Source organism: Nocardioides baculatus, assembly GCF_016735675.1.
Lineage (GTDB): Bacteria > Actinomycetota > Actinomycetes > Propionibacteriales > Nocardioidaceae > Nocardioides > Nocardioides baculatus.
The window spans coordinates 233,428-251,159 of record NZ_JAERSG010000002.1 but is presented as its reverse complement, the minus strand read 5'-3'; the positions used below and the strand labels follow the sequence as shown (position 1 = coordinate 251,159).

17 protein-coding genes and 1 pseudogene are annotated in these 17,732 nt (G+C 72.7%); 1 reads left to right on the top strand and 17 read right to left on the bottom strand.

Going from position 1 to position 17,732, the window contains the following annotated elements; genetic code table 11:
- Positions 1-51 precede the first annotated feature (51 nt).
- The 5 genes and pseudogenes from ftsY to smc form a co-directional block, all read right to left on the bottom strand.
- Positions 52-1,179 carry a signal recognition particle-docking protein FtsY gene (ftsY, locus tag JI751_RS06940; RefSeq protein WP_201935081.1) on the bottom strand — a complete coding sequence of 376 codons (1,128 nt, stop codon included), beginning with the start codon at positions 1,177-1,179 and terminating at the stop codon, positions 52-54.
- A gap of 13 nt (positions 1,180-1,192) precedes the next feature.
- Positions 1,193-2,107, bottom strand: coding sequence for a class I SAM-dependent methyltransferase (locus JI751_RS20895; RefSeq protein WP_201935080.1), 915 nt, complete (start codon positions 2,105-2,107; stop codon positions 1,193-1,195).
- Between the two features lie 63 nt (positions 2,108-2,170).
- A complete protein-coding gene (locus JI751_RS06930; RefSeq protein ID WP_201935077.1) occupies positions 2,171-2,347 on the bottom strand; it encodes a hypothetical protein in 177 nt (58 codons plus the stop codon).
- A 116-nt stretch (positions 2,348-2,463) separates the two neighbouring features.
- A pseudogene (locus tag JI751_RS06925) lies at positions 2,464-2,847 on the bottom strand (acyl-CoA thioesterase); the annotation flags it as partial.
- A gap of 71 nt (positions 2,848-2,918) precedes the next feature.
- Positions 2,919-6,473 carry a chromosome segregation protein SMC gene (gene smc, locus JI751_RS06920; RefSeq protein WP_201935075.1) on the bottom strand — a complete coding sequence of 1,185 codons (3,555 nt, stop codon included), beginning with the start codon at positions 6,471-6,473 and terminating at the stop codon, positions 2,919-2,921.
- Positions 6,474-6,597: 124 nt separating this feature from the next.
- On the opposite strand from smc, the gene JI751_RS06915 reads away from it, so the two are divergent.
- Positions 6,598-7,251 (top strand): hypothetical protein, encoded by a 654-nt coding sequence (locus tag JI751_RS06915; protein WP_201935073.1) that lies wholly within the window; start codon positions 6,598-6,600, stop codon positions 7,249-7,251.
- Between the two features lies 1 nt (position 7,252).
- On the opposite strand, the gene JI751_RS06910 is transcribed toward JI751_RS06915, so the two are convergent.
- The 12 genes from JI751_RS06910 to JI751_RS06855 all read right to left on the bottom strand — a co-directional run bounded on the left by JI751_RS06910 (position 7,253) and on the right by JI751_RS06855 (position 17,724).
- Positions 7,253-7,723 carry a GNAT family N-acetyltransferase gene (locus JI751_RS06910; protein WP_201935072.1) on the bottom strand — a complete coding sequence of 157 codons (471 nt, stop codon included), beginning with the start codon at positions 7,721-7,723 and terminating at the stop codon, positions 7,253-7,255.
- Positions 7,716-8,810 carry a pyridoxal-phosphate-dependent aminotransferase family protein gene (locus JI751_RS06905; protein ID WP_201935070.1) on the bottom strand — a complete coding sequence of 365 codons (1,095 nt, stop codon included), beginning with the start codon at positions 8,808-8,810 and terminating at the stop codon, positions 7,716-7,718. The genes JI751_RS06910 and JI751_RS06905 overlap by 8 nt, the downstream gene beginning before the upstream one ends.
- Positions 8,811-8,912: 102 nt before the next feature.
- A complete protein-coding gene (locus JI751_RS06900; RefSeq protein WP_201935068.1) occupies positions 8,913-10,274 on the bottom strand; it encodes an FAD-binding oxidoreductase in 1,362 nt (453 codons plus the stop codon).
- 40 nt (positions 10,275-10,314) lie between these two features.
- The gene (locus JI751_RS06895; protein WP_201935067.1) at positions 10,315-11,559 is read right to left on the bottom strand and encodes an MFS transporter; all 1,245 of its coding nucleotides are present in this window, start codon (positions 11,557-11,559) and stop codon (positions 10,315-10,317) included.
- Between the two features lie 46 nt (positions 11,560-11,605).
- Positions 11,606-11,773: a hypothetical protein gene (locus JI751_RS06890; protein ID WP_307813932.1), complete on the bottom strand. Its 168-nt coding sequence runs from the start codon at positions 11,771-11,773 to the stop codon at positions 11,606-11,608.
- A 124-nt stretch (positions 11,774-11,897) separates the two neighbouring features.
- Positions 11,898-12,782: a bifunctional DNA-formamidopyrimidine glycosylase/DNA-(apurinic or apyrimidinic site) lyase gene (gene mutM / locus JI751_RS06885; protein WP_201935065.1), complete on the bottom strand. Its 885-nt coding sequence runs from the start codon at positions 12,780-12,782 to the stop codon at positions 11,898-11,900.
- 12 nt (positions 12,783-12,794) lie between these two features.
- Positions 12,795-13,547, bottom strand: coding sequence for a ribonuclease III (rnc, locus tag JI751_RS06880; RefSeq protein ID WP_201935064.1), 753 nt, complete (start codon positions 13,545-13,547; stop codon positions 12,795-12,797).
- Entirely contained in the window at positions 13,502-13,687 is a 186-nt protein-coding gene (gene rpmF, locus JI751_RS06875; protein WP_091196235.1) for a 50S ribosomal protein L32, read from the bottom strand. The genes rnc and rpmF overlap by 46 nt, the downstream gene beginning before the upstream one ends.
- A gap of 78 nt (positions 13,688-13,765) precedes the next feature.
- Entirely contained in the window at positions 13,766-14,332 is a 567-nt protein-coding gene (locus JI751_RS06870; RefSeq protein ID WP_201935063.1) for a YceD family protein, read from the bottom strand.
- 99 nt (positions 14,333-14,431) lie between these two features.
- Positions 14,432-14,917, bottom strand: coding sequence for a pantetheine-phosphate adenylyltransferase (coaD, locus tag JI751_RS06865; RefSeq protein WP_201935062.1), 486 nt, complete (start codon positions 14,915-14,917; stop codon positions 14,432-14,434).
- Positions 14,918-14,937: 20 nt separating this feature from the next.
- Positions 14,938-15,507, bottom strand: coding sequence for a 16S rRNA (guanine(966)-N(2))-methyltransferase RsmD (rsmD, locus tag JI751_RS06860; protein WP_201935060.1), 570 nt, complete (start codon positions 15,505-15,507; stop codon positions 14,938-14,940).
- Positions 15,508-15,516: 9 nt separating this feature from the next.
- A complete protein-coding gene (locus JI751_RS06855; RefSeq protein WP_201935058.1) occupies positions 15,517-17,724 on the bottom strand; it encodes an ATP-dependent DNA helicase RecG in 2,208 nt (735 codons plus the stop codon).
- Between the last annotated feature and the right edge of the window lie 8 nt (positions 17,725-17,732).

The following is a 17,732-nucleotide window of genomic DNA, read 5'->3' as shown; positions in this document are numbered from 1 at the left end:
CGCGTACACACGCGCCCACTCGGCACGCTGTGCGCGTGCAGAGGAGCCGGGTCAGCCGAGGAGGGCGTCGACGAAGGCGGCCGCGTCGAAGGGGGCCATGTCGTCGGGGCCCTCGCCGAGGCCGACGAGCTTGACGGGTACGCCGAGCTCGCGCTGCACCTGGACCACGATCCCGCCCTTGGCGGAGCCGTCGAGCTTGGTGAGGACGATGCCGGTGACGTCGACGATCTCGCTGAAGACGCGGGCCTGGACCAGGCCGTTCTGGCCGGTGGTGGCGTCGAGCACGAGCAGCACCTCGGTGACCGGGGCCTGCTTCTCGATGACCCGCTTGACCTTGCCGAGCTCGTCCATCAGGCCGGCCTTGTTCTGGAGCCGGCCGGCGGTGTCGATGAGGACCGTGTCGATGCCCTCGTCCACGCCGTGCTTGACCGCCTCGAAGGCCACGCTGGCGGGGTCGCCGCCCTCGGGGCCGCGGACGACCTCGACGCCGACGCGCTCGCCCCAGGTGGCCAGCTGGTCGACGGCCGCCGCGCGGAAGGTGTCGGCGGCACCGAGGGTGACCGAGAGGTCCTCGGCGACGAGGATCCGGGCGATCTTGCCGACGGTGGTCGTCTTGCCGGCGCCGTTGACGCCGACGACCAGGACCACGCCGGGCTTGCCGTCGGTGCCGGTGACCTGGACGCGACGGTCCATGTCGGTGCCGACGAGCTCGATGAGCTCCTCACGCAGCACCGCACGCGCGTCGGGCTGTTGGCCGCCCTCGACGCGCAGCCGGGTGCGGAGCTTCTCGACCAGTGCCTGGGTCGGCGCGACACCGACGTCGGCGGTGAGGAGGGTGTCCTCGATCGCCTCCCAGGTGTCCTCGTCGAGCTTGTCGCGGCTGAGCAGGGCGAGAAGGCCCTGGCCGAGGCCGCCCTGCGAGCGCGAGAGCCGCTGGCGCAGCCGCACCAGGCGCGACGCCGTACCCTCCGGCTTCTCCACCGTGGGAGCGGTCTCGACGGCCGGCTCGGGCGCCGCGTCGACAGCCGTGTCGGTCTCGGTCGGCGGGGGCGCGATGACGTCCGTCCCGCCCGCGGCGGGCAGGTCGCCCTTGCGGCGTCGGCCGGAGGTCAGCAGCCCCGCGAGCGTGAGGACGCCGACGACGGCGATGCCGATGATCAGATAGAGCCAGTCAGCCATGCGGGCAATCCCATCACAGGTGCGCGGCGCGCCGGAGGCGGGTGACCACCTCGGCGCCGCGACGCGGACGCACGGCGCCCAGCCGCGCCAGCAGGGCGTCGCGCTGGGCGGCCAGCCGGTCGCCGCGGGCGCGTGCCCGGTCGACCCTCGCGCGCGTCAGCGCGAGGTCGGCCAGCACGGCGTCGAAGGCCGCCGTGAGGCCCGAGGCGGGCCCGCCGGCGAGCATGGGGGCAGCCACCTCCTTGCCGGGGCGGGCCACCCAGACCATCTCGTGCGGCATCAGGTGGAACCACTCGACGGCGGCCTCGCCGAGCAGCGCCGGCGGGGTGACCCGGACCGACGACAGGCCGGCCTCCGACAACCGCGAGTCGAAGTCGTCGCCGTACCACCGCACGTGGTCGACCTGGCCGAACCGGCGCAACCGCTCCTCGGGCAGGGCCGCCGGGTCCTCCTCGGTCGGCACGCCCATCCGGATCGGCACCTGCAGGAGCGCGATGCCCCGCGGGCTCAGCACCCGCGCGATCTCGTGCATCGCGGCGGCGTCGTCGGGCACGTGCTCGAGCACGTGGTAGCAGACGAGCAGGTCGACCGAGCCGTCCCGCAGCGGGAGCCGCGTCAGGCACGCGAGGGCGTCGACCTCGCGACCGTCGTAGCCGAAGTCGAGACCGATGCGGCGACGCGCGCCGAGCTGGTCGATGAGGACGGTGGACTGACGCGACGGACCGATCTCGACCACGGTGTCCAGGTCGCGCAGCTCCGGGGCGAGGACGCCGAGGAGCAGCGAGAGGAACCGGTGGCGCTCCAGGCTGCCGCAGCGGGGGCACTTCACGTGCGGGCGGCCGTCCGGACCACGCCGGAACTCCCGTGACACCGTGGTGCCACAGGCTGCGCAGTAGGCGCTCGAGACATGCTGGCGTGACTCGGTCACGCTGGGCACGCTAACCCGTCGCAGGCTCTCGCGGGAGTGCCACGCCGTACGGACGTCCAGGCGTCAGACGCGCGACTCGGAGTCCTCGAGCGTCGGGAGGGCGTCGACACCCTTGCGCATCGCGTCGCCGAGCTGCGGGACCACGGGGATGTCCTCGCCGCGGTGCGGGTAGGCGACGTAGACGGCCACGGCAGCGGCGACGAGCACGCCGAGGGTCATCATCAGGATGATCGCGAGCATGGAGGGAGCCTCTCCGAGGGGGTTCGTGCTGACTCCTCCACCGTCGCACAGCCACACTCGCAGACCCGCATCGAGGCAGGCTCCCGGGCGCGTCGGGGTGAGCTAGGGGACGCGCCCTACGCCTGAGCAGGCAGGAGTCGTACGACGGCCTCGCGCACGACGTCGGGGATCGGTGTCACCGGACGGGAGCCCGCGCCGTGGGTGTTGTCGACGTAGACGTGGACGAACCGCCCCTCGGCAGCCGCCTCCTCCGAGGGTCCCTGGAAGAGGCCGATCCGGTAGACGATCGAGCTGGTGCCGACCTTGTCGACGACCAGGCCCATCTCGATCGGCTCGGGGAACCCGATCTCGCGGAAGTAGCGGCACCCGGTCTCGGCGACGACGCCGATCTCCGGCAGCGCCCGCACGTCGACGCCGGTCGCCTCGTAGAGGTAGGCGTTGACCGCGGTGTCGAACAGCTCGTAGTAGGTGGCGTTGTTGAGGTGGCCGTAGGCGTCGTCGTCGCGCCAGCGCGTGGTGGCGGTGCGCCAGGCGACGTACGCCGACCGCGTCCTGCGGCATCAGGCAGACCTCACGCCGACTCTGCGTCGCGCAGCCGCTGGCTGATCACCGCGGACACGCCGTCGCCGCGCATCGTGACGCCGTAGAGCGCGTCGCCGACCTCCATCGTGCGCTTCTGGTGGGTGATGACCAGGAGCTGGGAGTTCTCGCGGAGCTCCTCGTAGATCTGGAGCAGGCGGCCCAGGTTGGTGTCGTCGAGCGCCGCCTCGACCTCGTCGAGGATGTAGAACGGCGACGGACGGGCCTTGAAGAGCGACACCAGGAAGGCGACGGCCACGAGCGAGCGCTCGCCACCCGACAGCAGGGAGAGCCGCTTGACCTTCTTGCCCGCGGGGCGCGCCTCGACCTCGATGCCGGTGTTGAGCATGTCGTCGGGGTTGGTGAGGACGAGCCGCCCCTCGCCGCCCGGGAACAGCCGGGCGAAGGTCTGGTCGAAGGCCTTCTCGACGTCGGCGTAGGCCTCGGTGAAGACCTGCTCGACGCGCGCGTCGACCTCGCGGACGATGTCGAGGAGGTCCTTGCGGGTCCGCTTGAGGTCCTCGAGCTGCTCGGTGAGGAACTTGTGCCGCTCCTCCATCGCGCTGAACTCCTCCAGCGCCAGCGGGTTGACCCGACCCAGCATCGACAGCGCGCGCTCGGCGGTGCGGAGCCGCTTGACCTGCTCCTCGCGGACGTAGGGCGTCGGCTCGGGCGGCTCCTCGCCGTCGGGCACCTCGCCGCTGAACGGGACGAGCGTCTCCGGGCCGTAGTCGCCGACGAGGCCGTCGGCGTCGAGGCCGAGCTCCTCGAGCGCGCGCTCCTCGAGCTGCTCGATGCGCATCTTCTGCTGGGTGCGCGCCATCTCGTCGCGGTGCACCGAGCTGACCAGCTCGTCGTGCTCGCGGCCGAGATCCCGCAGCGAGGTGCGGACGGCCATCAGCTGCTGCTCGCTCCCCTGCCGGGACTCCTCGACGGCCGCTCGCTCGTCAGCGGCGAGCATCACGGAGCGCTCGAGCTCGTGGAGCACGACCCGGACGGCGACCGACACGGCCTGGGCGGCGCGGCCCTCGCGGATCAGCCGCTCGCGACGCTCGGCGGCCCGCGCCCGGGACTCGCGCTCGGCCTGGGCGGCCCGCAGCAGCGAGTCGGCGCGGCCGTGGAGGGCGCGGGCGCGCTCCTCGGCGGTGCGCAGCGCGAGCCGGGCGTCCATCTCGTGCTGGCGGGCCTCGCGGGCCGACTCGGCGAGCTTCTCGCGCTCGGAGGTGTCGGGCTCCTCGTCGGTGACGTCCTCGGCCGCTGCGAGCCTGGCCTGGAGCTCCGCCAGTCCGGCGAGGTCGGCCTCGCGGGCCTCGCGCGCGGTCGCGATGGCGCGCTCGAGCCGGTCGGCCTCGCCCTTGGCGGCGCGGGCCTGCGAGCCGTACTGGCCCAGCTCCTCGGCCACGGCAGCGAGGGTGGCGTCGGACTCGTGGAGCTTGGCGAGAGCGACGTCGACGCGCTTGAGGGCGTCGTGGCGGGCCGCCTCGAGGCGGGAGATCTCGAAGCCGAGCCGCTCGGTCGTCGCGGTCGCCTCCGCGAGCCGGCTGGTGGCCTCGTCGACGGCCGCCTGGACCTCGATCAGGCTGGGCTGGCTGCTGGAACCGCCCGCCGCGAAGTGCGACCCGAGGACGTCGCCCTCGCGGGTCACCGCGACGACGTCGGGGAGGTCGGCGACCAGGCGCCGGGCGGCGGGCAGGTCGTCGACGACGGCGACCTGGTGGAGCAGCCGCGCCAGCGCGGGACGTACGGCTTCGGGCGCGGACACCACGTCGGCGGCGTAGACCACGCCGTCGGGCAGCCGTGGCCAGTCGCGCTCGGCGGTCGGGGCGCCGCCGAGCAGGAGCCCGGCGCGTCCGAGGTCGTCGTCCTTGAGGTGGGTGATCGCCCGGACCGCGGCCGCTGCGTCGCTGACCACGACGGCGTCGGCGGCGGAGCCGAGGGCGGCGGCGACGGCGGTCTCGTAGCCGTGGTCGACGTCGAGCAGCGCGGCGACCGAGCCGAGCAGTCCGTCGACGGTGTCGGTGGCAGCCAGCAGGGCCCCGGCGCCGTCCTTGCGGTTGAGCCCGATCTCGAGCGCGTCGCGACGGGCGACCAGCCCGGCTCGCTCGCGGTCGGACTGCTGAGCCTCGTCGCGGGCCTTGGCCAGCTCCTCCTCGACCTCGTCGAGGACCGCCACCGCCTCCTCGTGCTCGGAGTCGAGGCCCTCCTCGCCGGCGTCGAGGCCGGCGACCTTGGTCTCCAGCGCGGTGAAGTCGCGCTGGGCGCGCTCGGCGCGCGTGGCGGCGTCCTCGCGCGCGTCGGTGAGGCGCTGGATCTCGGCGTCGGCGGCCTCGGAGCGGGACGTCAGCGCGTTGACCTGCCCGCTGAGCCGGGCGAGTCCCTCGCGGCGGTCGGCGGCGGCGCGCAGGAGGCCGGCGATGCGCTTGTCCTCCTCGGCCGCGGCCTCCTCGGCGGCACGCTTGGCGACCACGGCGGCGTCGAGGGCGGCGCGCTGCTGCTCGACCTGCGTGGCGATCTCCGCCTCCTGCTCGCGGACGCGTCCGGCCTGCGCCTCGAGCTCGTCGGGGTCGCGCCCGGAGTCGACGGAGTCGCCGTCGGCCGCGCCGGCGGCGTTGCGGATCCGCTCGTCGGCCAGCGACGCGGTGCCGCGCAGCCGCTCCTTCAGGCCGGACAGGGCGAACCACGTCTCCTGCGCGGCGGCGAGGCGCGGGAGGTCGTCGCGCAGCGCGGCCTCGAGCCGGGACTCCTGCTCGCGCCCGGCGGTGATCGCCGCCTCCACCTCCTGGCGGCGCTCCAGCAGGACGGTCTCGTCAGCGAGCTCCGACTCGAGCGCACCGCGGGCGGTGACCAGGTCGTCGGCGAGGAGTCGCGCGCGGGCGTCGCGCACGTCCATCTGGACCGTCTGCGCCTGGCGGGCGACCTCGGCCTGCCGGCCGAGCGGCTTGAGCTGGCGGCGGATCTCGGTGAGCAGGTCGGCGAGACGGGTCAGGTTGCCGTCGGTCGCGTCGAGCTTGCGGAGCGCCTTCTCCTTGCGCTTGCGGTGCTTGAGGACGCCCGCGGCCTCCTCGATGAAGCCGCGCCGGTCCTCGGGCGTCGCGTGCAGGATCGAGTCGAGCTGGCCCTGCCCGACGATCACGTGCATCTCGCGGCCGATGCCGGAGTCGCTGAGCAGCTCCTGGACGTCGAGGAGCCGGCAGCCGGTGCCGTTGATGGCGTACTCCGAGCCGCCGTTGCGGAACATCGTCCGGCTGATCGTGACCTCGGCGTAGTCGATCGGCAGCGCCCCGTCGGAGTTGTCGATCGTCAGCTGCACCTCGGCACGACCGAGCGGCGGGCGCCCGGACGTGCCGGCGAAGATGACGTCCTCCATCTTGCCGCCGCGCAGGCTCTTCGCGCCCTGCTCGCCCATCACCCACGCGAGGGCGTCGACGACGTTGGACTTGCCCGACCCGTTGGGGCCGACGATGCACGTGATGCCCGGCTCGAGCTGCATCGTCGTCGAGGACGCGAAGGACTTGAACCCCTTGAGGGTCAGGCTCTTCAGGTACAACGCGGGCTCCTCGCCGGTCAGGAATGATCACTGAAAACTGGGGAAGCTCAGCTGCGCCCACCCTACGACACCGGCGCCGGGTGGAGGCGTTGCGCGTGGGCGTGCCCCGCCGCCATGCTGGAGCATGCGCCGCACCCCCTCGTCACCCGCCTCGCCGCCGGCCGCCCTCAGCGCCCTCGTCACGGTCCTCCTCGCCGGCCTCCTCGTCCCGGCGCCTGCGTCGGCCGCGCCCGCGCCGGTCACGCGGGACCACCTGCTCACGGTGTCCGACTACGTGGCGGTCTACCCCGACATGCGCGAGCCGAGCCGCATCACGCAGCGCTCCCCCGTCTTCGCGCCCCGCCGCTGCGAGGACCAGGGCCAGGCGGTGCGCGGCAGCAGCCGGATCTTCGGCAGCGTCTCCCCTGGCGTACGGCGACGGTCGGTGTCGCTCATCGACCAGAACGTCGTCCGGTTCCGCACGGTGGCCGAGGCTGGCGCACTGGTCCAGCGCTACCGGTTCTTCAGCAAGCACTGCGTCGGCAACGTCGCCACCGACGACGGGGAGGGCGGCGACGTCCTCCTCAAGAACCGGGCGTGGCTGCCGCCGCGGGTGGGCGACGAGTCGGCGGGAATGCTGATCTGCTGGCTGCAGCGCGGTCTCGCCGACTGGCGTCGCGTGCTCGCCGTACGCGTCGGGCGGACCGTGACGGTGCTCGACGTCAGCTTCACCGACATCCGGCCGCCGCGGTCGCAGGTCCTCGCGCTGGGGGACGCCGCGGTCGCTCGTCTGGGCTGAGTCAGAGGGTGCGCTTCATCTGCTGCGCGGTGACGGTGTAGCCGGAGGTCTCGTAGAGCCGGATCGCGGTCGGGTTGTCACCGAAGACGTTGAGCGTCATCGTCGTCGCGCCGAGGTCCCGCGCGGCGTCGTGGAGCGCCTCGAGCAGGGCGCGCCCCAGACCCTGCCCGCGTCGGTCGCCGTCGAGGCGGATGTCGTAGATCCAGGCCGAGGTCCCGGACGCGCGCTGGCGCAGCTCGAACCAGCCGATGCCGACCGTCTCGTCGCCGACGACGGCGGTGAACAGGTGCATGCCCGGGCTGGTGAGACCGTCGGGGAGCAGCTCGGCGAACTCCCCGCGCGAGGCTGCCTCGGCGGCGGCCGGGTCGAGGTCCCGCGAGACCGCGATGTCCGCGGCGTAGCCGCGCTCCGAGCGCTCACGCCACACGACGTACTCCTCCTGCGACATCGGCCGCAGTGACAGCTCAGCCACGTCCGAGCACGTCCTTCAGCGCGGACAGGACGAGCAGTACCGCATCGGGACGGGCATTGCGGCCCATCAGCCCGATGCGCCACACCGTGGCGGCGTACGCCCCGGCGCCCGCGCCGATCTCGAGGCCGTAGGTCTCCAGCAGCTCGCGTCGCACCGCGGCCGAGTCGACGCCCTCGGGCACCTTGACGGTGGTCAGCTCGGGGAGCCGGCTGCCCTCAGCAGCGAAGAGCTCGAGACCCATCTCCTCGAGGCCGGCCTGCAGCGCGTCACCGGCGGCCTGGTGGCGCGCCCACACGGCGTCGAGGCCCTCGTCGAGGATCCGGGTGAGGCCGGCGTGGAGGCTCGCGACCATCGCGGTGGGTGCCGTGTGGTGGTAGGTCCGCTGGCCGCCCTTGCTGGCCGCCTCACCGACGTAGCCGCCGAGCATGCCGAGGTCGAGGTACCACGAGCGCGGCTTCTCGACGCGCCGCTCGAAGGCGCGGTCGTTGATCGTGAAGGGCGCAAGGCCGGGCGCGACGCCGAGGCACTTCTGGGTGCCGGCGTAGCCGACGTCGATGCCCCAGTCGTCGGCGCGCAGCTCGATGCCGGCGATGGAGGTGACGGCGTCGGTGACCAGCAGGGCATCGCCCTTGCCGGCACCGAGCGCGGCGATGTCGGAGCGGACGCCGGTCGAGGTCTCGGCGTGGACCGCGGCGATGATCGCCGGCGAGTCGTGGGCGGCCAGGACGCGCTCGACGTCGACGGGCTGGCCCCACTCGTGCTCGACCGCGACGACCTCGGCGCCGCAGCGGGCGGCGACGTCGGTCATCCGCTGGCCGAAGAGCCCGTTGACCGCGACGACCACGACGTCACCGGGGTGGACCGTGTTGACGAAGGCCGCCTCCATGCCTGCCGAGCCGGTGGCGCTCAGCGGCAGCGTGCGGGAGTTGTCGGTGCCCCAGACCGTGCGGAGCATGTCGCAGGTCTCGTCCATGATCCGGAGGAACTCCGGGTCGAGGTGACCGAGCAGTGGCTCGGCCAGTGCCCGGGTCGCCTCCGGGTAGGGGTTGGAGGGACCGGGACCGAAGAGGTGGCGCTCGCGGATCATGCGTCCGAACCTAGCCAACCGCTGATCGGTGTCGAGCCACCCGGGACGTCATACGGATGGGGCGACCGTCTGCTCCGTCGGTATGACGTCCTGCGGCGCGGGTCAGAGCACCGCCCCCGGGTTGAGGATGCCGGCCGGGTCGAGGGCGTCCTTGATCCGCCGGGTCAGCGCCATCACGTCCTCACCGAGCTGGTCGGGCAGCGCGGCCTTCTTGGTCCGCCCGACGCCGTGCTCGCCGGTGATCGTCCCGCCGAGCCGGATCGCCGCCCGGAGGATGTCGTCGAAGGCCGCCCGGGCCCGCCGCTCGGAGTCGGCGTCGCCCGGGGTGTAGACGATGATCGGGTGGGTGTTGCCGTCGCCAGCATGGGCGACGGTCGGGATCTCGACGTCGTGGACGCGCGCGATCTCCTCCACCGCTGCGAGCAGGTCGGGCAGCACCGGCACCGCAGCGCCGACGTCCTCGAGGAGCAGGGCGCCGCGCGCCTCGACCGCGGGGAAGGCGGCCCGACGGGCGGCGACGAACATCTCGCCCTCCTCCGGGTCGTCGGTCACCGCGACCTCGGTGGCGCCCGCTGCCTCGCACGCGGCCTCGACCACGGCGATCTCCGCGGCCCTCGCCTCGCCCGGCGCATCGGACTGCACGACCAGCAAGGCGCCGGCGGTGCGGTCGAGCCCGCGCGGCGCGAAGTCCTCGACCGCGTTGATCGTGGCGCGGTCCATCAGCTCCATCATCGACGGCCGCAGCGTGCGGCGTACGGCGACGACGGCCTCCGCGGCGGCCACCACGGACTCGAAGGACGCCACCAGCGTCGCCGGCGGCAGGGGCTGCGGCACCAGCCGGAGGATCGCGCGGGTGACGATGCCGAGCGTCCCCTCGGACCCCACGAACAGCTTGACCAGCGAGAGCCCGGCCACGTCCTTGATGCGCTTGCCGCCGAGCGTGATCAGCGTCCCGTCGGCGAGGACCACGTCCAGGCCGAGGACGTAGTCGGTCGTCACGCCGTACTTCACGCAGCACAGGCCGCCGGCGTTGGTGGCCACATTGCCGCCGATCGAGCAGATCTCGAAGGACGACGGGTCGGGCGGGTACCAGAGGCCGTGCTCCTTCGAGGCCGCCTTCACCTCGGCGTTGAAGGCACCGGGCTCGACCACGGCCACCTGGCAGTCGGTGTCGATCTCGATGGCGCGCATCCGTTCGAGGCTCAGCACGATGCCGCCGTCGACGGCGCTCGCCCCGCCCGAGAGGCCCGATCCGGCACCGCGCGGCACCACCGGGATGCCGTACGCCGCTGCCCACCGCACCGCAGCCTGCACCTGGCTCGCGTCCTCGGCCCGCACGACCGCGACGGGTGTGCCGGCGCCGGTGTCGCGCGACCAGTCGTAGCGGTAGTTCTCGAGCGTGGCCGGGTCGGTCGCGACCACTCCGGCCGGCAGGGTGTCGACGAGCTCGGCGAGGGAGTCCATCCACCCATCGAACCATCCGGCGCCCGAGCGGCCCGAGAGGTCAGGCGTCGGCAGTGGTCGTCTCGTCGGCGTGGGCGATCTGCTCGAGCGACCGCCAGACCAGCGCCAGCGTCACGCCGGACCCGACGAACGCGAACCACCACGGCGCGGTCAGGCCGCCCACCCGCGCGATGACCCCGCCGAGGACGGACCCGATGAGCATGCCGCCCATCACGCAGATCATGTAGACCGAGCCGACGCGGCCCTGCAGCTCCGTGGGCACCGCCCGTTGCCGGACGGTCCACGAGAGCGTGCCCCACACGAAGGCGTACGCCCCGAAGAAGAACATGAGCGGGTACGCCGCCCAGGCGGACGTGGTGAGTGCCATGGCGAGGTGGAAGAGCACCTCGCACAGCAGCACGGCCCGCATCAGCGTGGCGAGCGGAACGCGCTTCTCCAGCCGCGAGTACGAGAACGTGCCCAGCAGGCTGCCCAGCGCGGACGCCGTGGTGAGCAGTCCGAACCCGGCCTCGTCGATCCCCACGCGCTCGAGGGCCCAGAGCACCAGGACCGACCACGGCGCGGCCCAGGTGACGTTGAAGACCACGATGATGATCGCGAGCGTGCGCACCGGCGGGTTGCCCACCAGCCAGCGCAGCCCGTCGGCGATGTCCTGCCGGACGTGCGTGTCCACCTGCTCGCGGACCCCGCCGGGGGGCGTGCCGATCCGCGAGACCAGCAGCACGCCGACCACGATGCAGAGCACGGTGACCGAGAACGGGAAGACCATCCCCACGGAGAACAGCAGCGCTCCGAGCGCCGGCCCGACCAGCTGGTTGCCGGTGATCATCCCCGCCATCAGGCGCGAGTTGGCCAGGCCCAGGTCGTCCTTGTCGACGAGCATGGGCGTCAGCGTCCCGGCCGTCGCGTCGACGAAGACCTCGGCCGTGCCGAGCGCCACCATCGCCGCCAGGACGATCGCGATGTTGACGTGACCGCTCGCGATCACGCCGCACAGCATCGCGAGCACGAGTCCGCGCACCAGGTTGGCGGCCATGATCACGCGACGGCGGTCGAGCCGGTCCGCAATGGCACCGGCGAAGAGGCCGAAGACCAGCCACGGCGTCTGCAGCGCGATCATCGCCGAGGAGACGAGGACCGGGTTGCGGGTCTGCGAGGCGATGAGGAGCGGGCCGGCTGCGATGAGCACACCGTCGCCGAGGTTGGTCACCCAGGACGAGCCGATCAGCCAGCGGAACCCCGTGCCGAGGCGCGCCGGGAAGACGGTCTCGACAAGTCTGGTCACGAGCACCGGAGCCTACGTCCGCGGATGCCCGCGGCGCAGGTGGGTATCAGGCGAGCTGCAGGTCCTCGGCCACGCGAGCTGCCTCGCGGGCGTCCCGGTCGGCGGCCGCGAGCCGGTCGTTGTCGGCCTGGAGTCGCAGGACCAGCGCCTCGAGGTCCTCGACCCGACGCCGCAGCCGGCGGTTCTCGACGGTGAGGACGGCGGTGGTGCGCACGTCGCTGTTCACATGACCCAACAGCGCCTTGGCCATGGGGAGCCTCTCGGGACGATCGATCTTGCCGGTGACTTCCGGCCGGCGAACCGGCCGTCTCCAAGAGTCCCACCGCGGTGCCGTCCGGTCAACGCCTCCGGTGGGGCGGCCGCTGGCAGCGCGGGCAGAAGAACGACGAGCGGTTCATGAAGGCGACCCGGCGGATCGGGGTGCCGCAGCGGCGGCACGGCCGACCCTCCTGGCCGTAGGCGTCGAGCGAGCGGTCGAAGTAGCCGGACTCGCCGTTGACGTTGACGTAGAGCGCGTCGAACGACGTGCCGCCCTGCGCGAGCGCCTCCCCCATGACGGCGCGCACGTGGCCGAGCAGCTCGCGCAGCACCGGACCGGTGAGCCGGTCGCCGGGGCGCTCGCCGTGCAGCCTGGCCCGCCAGAGCGCCTCGTCGGCGTAGATGTTGCCGACGCCGGAGATGAGTCCCTGGTCGAGCAGCAGCCGCTTGATCGCAGACGTACGACGGCGCGCGCGGCGGACGAACTCGTCGTCGTCGAACTCCGGGTCGATCGGGTCGCGGGCGATGTGGGCGATCTCGGACGGGAGCTCGGCGCCACCCTCGGAGACGGCGAGGCCGCCGAACATCCGCTGGTCGACGAAGCGCATCTCGAGGGATCGCCCGTCGGGGGTGGTCAGCAGGAAGCGGACCCGCAGGTGCCGCTCGTCGGGGGCGCTCGACGAGCGCTCGTGGAGCAGCATCTGGCCGCTCATGCCGAGGTGGCCGAGCAGGGCGTCCCCGCCCTGCTGGTCGTCGAGGGGGGCGAGGGCCAACCAGAAGTACTTGCCGCGCCGGCGGACGGCCTCGATGCGGCGCCCGACCAGGGCGGCGGCGAAGCCGGACGGACCGCGGACGTCACGGCGTACGGGCCGGGGGTGCAGCACCTCGACGGACGCGATGGTGCTGCCGACGACGTGGCGCTCGAGGCCGGCGCGGACGACCTCGACCTCCGGGAGCTCGGGCACGGCTCAGCCGGATCAGTCGACGGGAGTGGCGTCGGGCGCCGGGTGGGAGGCCCGGATCTCGCTGTAGGCCGTCTCGGCGGCGCCCTGCTCGGCCTCCTTCTTCGAACGGCCGTTGCCGTTGCCGAGGACGAGCTCGCCGACGCGGACACGCGCGACGAAGGTCTTCATGTGGTCGGGGCCGTCGTCCTCGATGAGGTACTCCGGCACGCCCAGGCCGAGGGCCGCGGAGAGCTCCTGCAGGGAGGTCTTCCAGTCGAGGCCCGCGCCCATGCCGGCCGCGGCCTCCATCACCGGGTCGAACAGCCGGTGGATGACCTTGGCGGCCTCGTCCATGCCGCCGCTGAGGTGGATCGCGCCGATCACCGCCTCGACGGTGTCGGAGAGGATCGAGGCCTTATCGCGACCGCCGGTGGTCTCCTCACCGCGGCCGAGCTTGATGTGCTGGCCGAGCTCGATCTCGCGGGCCACGTCGGCCAGCGCGCGGGCGTTGACCACGGCGGCGCGCAGCTTGGCCAGCCGGCCCTCGGAGTAGTCCGGGTGGGCGAGGTAGAGCGTCTCGGTCACCACGATCCCGAGCACCGAGTCGCCCAGGAACTCCAGGCGCTCGTTGGTCGGGATCTGCCCGTTCTCGTAGGCGAACGAGCGGTGCGTCAGGGCACGCTGCAGCAGCTCGGGATCCAGGACCGGATCACCGAGCGCTGCGCGGAGCTCGTCGGTGGTCAGAGGACCTGGCGACGGTCGGCCTTGGCGCCGTACTGGCCGCACTGGCCGCACGCACGGTGCGGGAGGTGCTTGGCGCCGCAGGCGGGGTTGGCACACGTCGCGAGGGAGGGCGCGACGGCCTTCCACTGCGAACGGCGGTGACGCGTGTTGCTGCGCGACATCTTCCGCTTCGGAACAGCCATGGTGGTCTCCTGTGAATCAGTTGGCGTGCATCGTCCGGGGTGCCCCGGGCGAGTGGTCGGTCTGGGTCGGGCTGGGTCTCAGTCCTGCTGGTCCTGCGTGAGCTGCTGGAGCCCTGCCCAGCGCGGGTCGATCGGCGCGTCGTGCGCGTGGTCCGGGTCGTCCGCGAGCCGCGCACCACACTCGGTGCACAATCCCGGGCAATCGTCCATGCACAGCGGCTGGAACGGCAGTGCGAGCACCACCGCGTCCCGCAGCAGGGGCTCGAGGTCGAGCAGGTCGTCCTCGAGCCGGCTGGTCTCATCGTCGAGGTCGCTGTCGTCGTGCTCAGCGGCCTTGTCGTGCTGGTCGGGGTAGACGTAGAGCTCCTGCAGGTCCACGTGGACCTCGTCCACGATGGGCTGCAGGCAGCGTACGCACTCCCCCGCGAGATCGGCCGTGGCCGTGCCCGTGAGCAGCACTCCCTCCATGACCGCCTCGAGGCGCAGGTCGAGCTCGACCGGCGCACCCTCGGGGACACTGAGGACTTCGATACCAAGCTGTGCCGGAGCCGGAACCGTGAGCTCGACTTCACGCTGGGACCCCGGGCGGCGGCCGAGCTCGCGGGTGTCAAGCACGAGCGGCGCCCTCGGGTCCAGGCTGGTCAAGACGAACTCCTGTTTCTGGACACAGACACAACCGGAGAATCGTATCCGTCGCCGTGTGACGGGGCAAAACGGGTGACGGGTGGGGCGCGGACGCGACGGTCAAGCGCGGCGCTCGGCGAGCCGCCGCACGAGCTGGTCGTGGACGGCGTCGGGGACCAGCCCGCGTACGTCGCCGCCGAGCGCCGCGACCTCCTTGATCAGGCTGGAGGACACGAACGCGTTGCCGACGGCGCCGGGGAGGAAGACGGTCTCGACGTCGGTGAGGTGCGAGTTCATCTGGGCCATCGGCAGCTCGTACTCGTAGTCGCCGGACCCGCGCAGCCCCTTGACGATCGCGACGGCGTCGATCTCGCGGCAGAAGTCGACGATCAGGCCCTCGAACCCCGCGACGCGCACGTTGGCGATCCCGGCGGTGGCCTCCTCGAGCATCGCGATGCGCTCGTCGGGCGTGAAGAGTCGGCTCTTGGACATGTTGGTGCCGATGGCGACCACGACCTCGTCGAAGAGCCGGGCGGCCCGGGAGACGATGTCGAGGTGGCCATTGGTCACCGGGTCGAAGGACCCGGGGCAGACAGCGCGGCGCACGGCACTCCTTCAGGTCTCCATCAGGGGGCGGGGGTGGCGTGACCGTACCAAAGCGTGGTCTCGCCGTAGCGCTTCGTGCGGTCCTCGACGATCCCCTCGGGCCAGGTCAGCTGGGTGCGCTTGGTCGCCCGTTCGACGACGACGAGGGCACCCGGGACGAGCCAGCCCTGAGCGACGAGCGCAGCGAGGTCGGCGTCGACGTCCTCGTCGGGGGTCGGGTAGGGCGGGTCGGAGAAGACCAGGTCGTAGGGCGCAGCGGGCGGCGACTGGAGGACGGTCGCGACCGAGGCGGAGATGACGCGGGCGCGGGAGAACCCGAGCGCGGCGGCGTTGCGGGTGATGAGGGCGGCCGTACGCCGGTCCTGCTCGACGAGCGTGACCACCCCCGCGCCGCGGGAGCGGGCCTCGAGGCCGACGGCGCCCGACCCGGCGTAGAGGTCGAGGAAGCGGAGGCCGTCGAGGGAGCCGGTGCGCGCCTCGATCGCCGAGAAGAGCGCCTCGCGCACCCGGTCGCTGGTGGGTCGCGTCGACTGGCCGCGCGGCGTCTCCAGACGCCGACCGCCAGCCGTTCCCCCGATGATGCGAGTCATTCCCCGTGTTCAGCCCTTCTCCAAGAACCCCGAGGCTGCCGAGCGTTCGACCTCGGCCACCGCGGCGGCGAGGTCGGGCGCCCGGGTGAGCCCGGGGTCACCGGAGAGTAACGCCTCTGCGGCTTCGCGGGCACGCATGATGGTCTTCTCGTCCCGGAGTACGCGAAGAGTGACGAGACCTGAACGAAAACCTGACTGACTGGCCCCGAGGACGTCGCCCTCGCGGCGCTGCTCGAGGTCGACGCGGCTCAGCTCGAACCCGTCTGTCGTCGAGGCCACGGCGTCGAGGCGGTCACGGGCCGGCGACCCGACCTCGGCGTGGGACACCAGCAGGCACAGGCCCGGCAGCCCGCCACGACCCACCCGGCCGCGGAGCTGGTGGAGCTGGGAGACGCCGAACCGGTCGGCGTCGAGGAGCACCATCATCGTCGCGTTGTGGACGTCGACGCCCACCTCGATGACGGTCGTCGAGATGAGCACGTCGATCTCGCCGGCGGCGAACGACCGCATCGTCGCGTCCTTGGCCTCGGGCGCGAGCCGGCCGTGCAGCACTGCGGTGCGCAGGCCCTGGAGCGGTCCCGCGGCGAGCTCGGCGTGGACGTCCTCGACCGCCGCCAGCGCCCGCCTGGGCGCGACCTCGTTGCCCTCGTCGTCGAGGTCGAGCTGGTCGGTCTCGCCGTCCTCCTGGGCGTCGCCCGAGATCCGCGGGCACACGACGTAGACCTGGTGGCCCTTCTCGACCTCCTCGCGCACGCGCTGCCAGGCCCGGTCGATCCACGTGGGCTGGTCGGCGAGCGGGACGACGTTGGTCTGGATCGGCGCGCGGCCGGCGGGCAGCTCGGCCAGCACGGAGGTCTCGAGGTCGCCGAACACCGTCATCGCCACGGTGCGCGGGATGGGCGTCGCGGTCATCACCAGCACGTGCGGCGGGCTGCCGGCCTTGTCGGTGAGCGCTGCGCGCTGCTCGACGCCGAAGCGGTGCTGCTCGTCGACGACCACGAGGCCGAGGTCGGCCATCTGGACCTTGTCCTCGAGCAGGGCGTGGGTGCCGATGATGATCCCGGCCTCGCCGGTGACGATCCTGAGCATCGCCTCCTGACGGGCCGCCCTGCCCATGGAGCCGGTGAGGAGGACGACGCTGGTCGCGTCGGCGGCGCCGCCGAGCATGCCGCCCTGCGCGAGGTCGCCGAGCATCGCGCTGATCGAGCGGTGGTGCTGCTGGGCGAGGACCTCGGTGGGCGCGAGGAGCGCGGCCTGTCCCCCGCTGTCGACGACCTGGAGCATCGCGCGCAGCGCGACGAGCGTCTTGCCGGAGCCGACCTCACCCTGGAGCAACCGGTTCATCGGGTGGTCCTGAGCGAGCTCGTCGGCGACGAGCCCACCGATCTCGCGCTGCCCGGCGGTGAGCTCGAACGGCAGCCGCGCGTCGAAGGCGGCGAGGATCCCGTCGGGACGTCCCGGCCGGGCGTGCGCGCCCTGCTCGCGATGGACGGCGCGCCGGCGGGCGAGCACGAGCTGGAGGACCAGCGCCTCCTCGAAGCGGAAGCGCTTCTGCGCGGCGCCGAGCTGGCTCCACTCGTCGGGCGCGTGGATCCAGCGCAGCGCCTGCATGACGTCGAGCAGCTCGAGCTCCTTGCGGAGCTCGGGGGTGAAGACGTCGGGCACGTCGGCAACGAGGTCGAGGGCCGCGGTGATGACCTTCTGGAGGTCCCAGGAGTAGAGCTTGGCGGTCAGCGGGTAGACCGGCATCAGCTTGCTCATCGTGGCCGCCTCGGCACCGTCGAGCGCGAACCCGTGGGGCTGCTCGAGCTGCCAGTTGCCGCGGAACTGCTTGGCCTTGCCGGTGAAGACCGCCCGGCGGCCCGGCCGGAACTCGGCCTCGTGCTTGTCGGCCAGGCTCTGGTAGGGGCTGAACAGCGTCACGGAGAAGTCGGGGCCGTCGGTCCTCAGCCGGACCGTCGTACGGAACTGGCGGCGGTTGCCGCTGAAGAAGGACGCGCTCTCGCAGGACCTGACCTCGCCGACGATCGTCAGCTGCTCGCCGACGACGGGCGTCGGGACCTCGGACAGCTCGGTCGCGGCGATGTAGCGGCGCGGGAAGTGGCGCAGCAGGTCGCCGACTGTCCGGAGGCCGAGGCCCTCCTCGGCGAGCTTGCGCTTCTTGTGGTGGGAGCCGAACACCGCCCCGATCGGGCTGTCCGGCGTGATGGCGGCCATGGATCGAC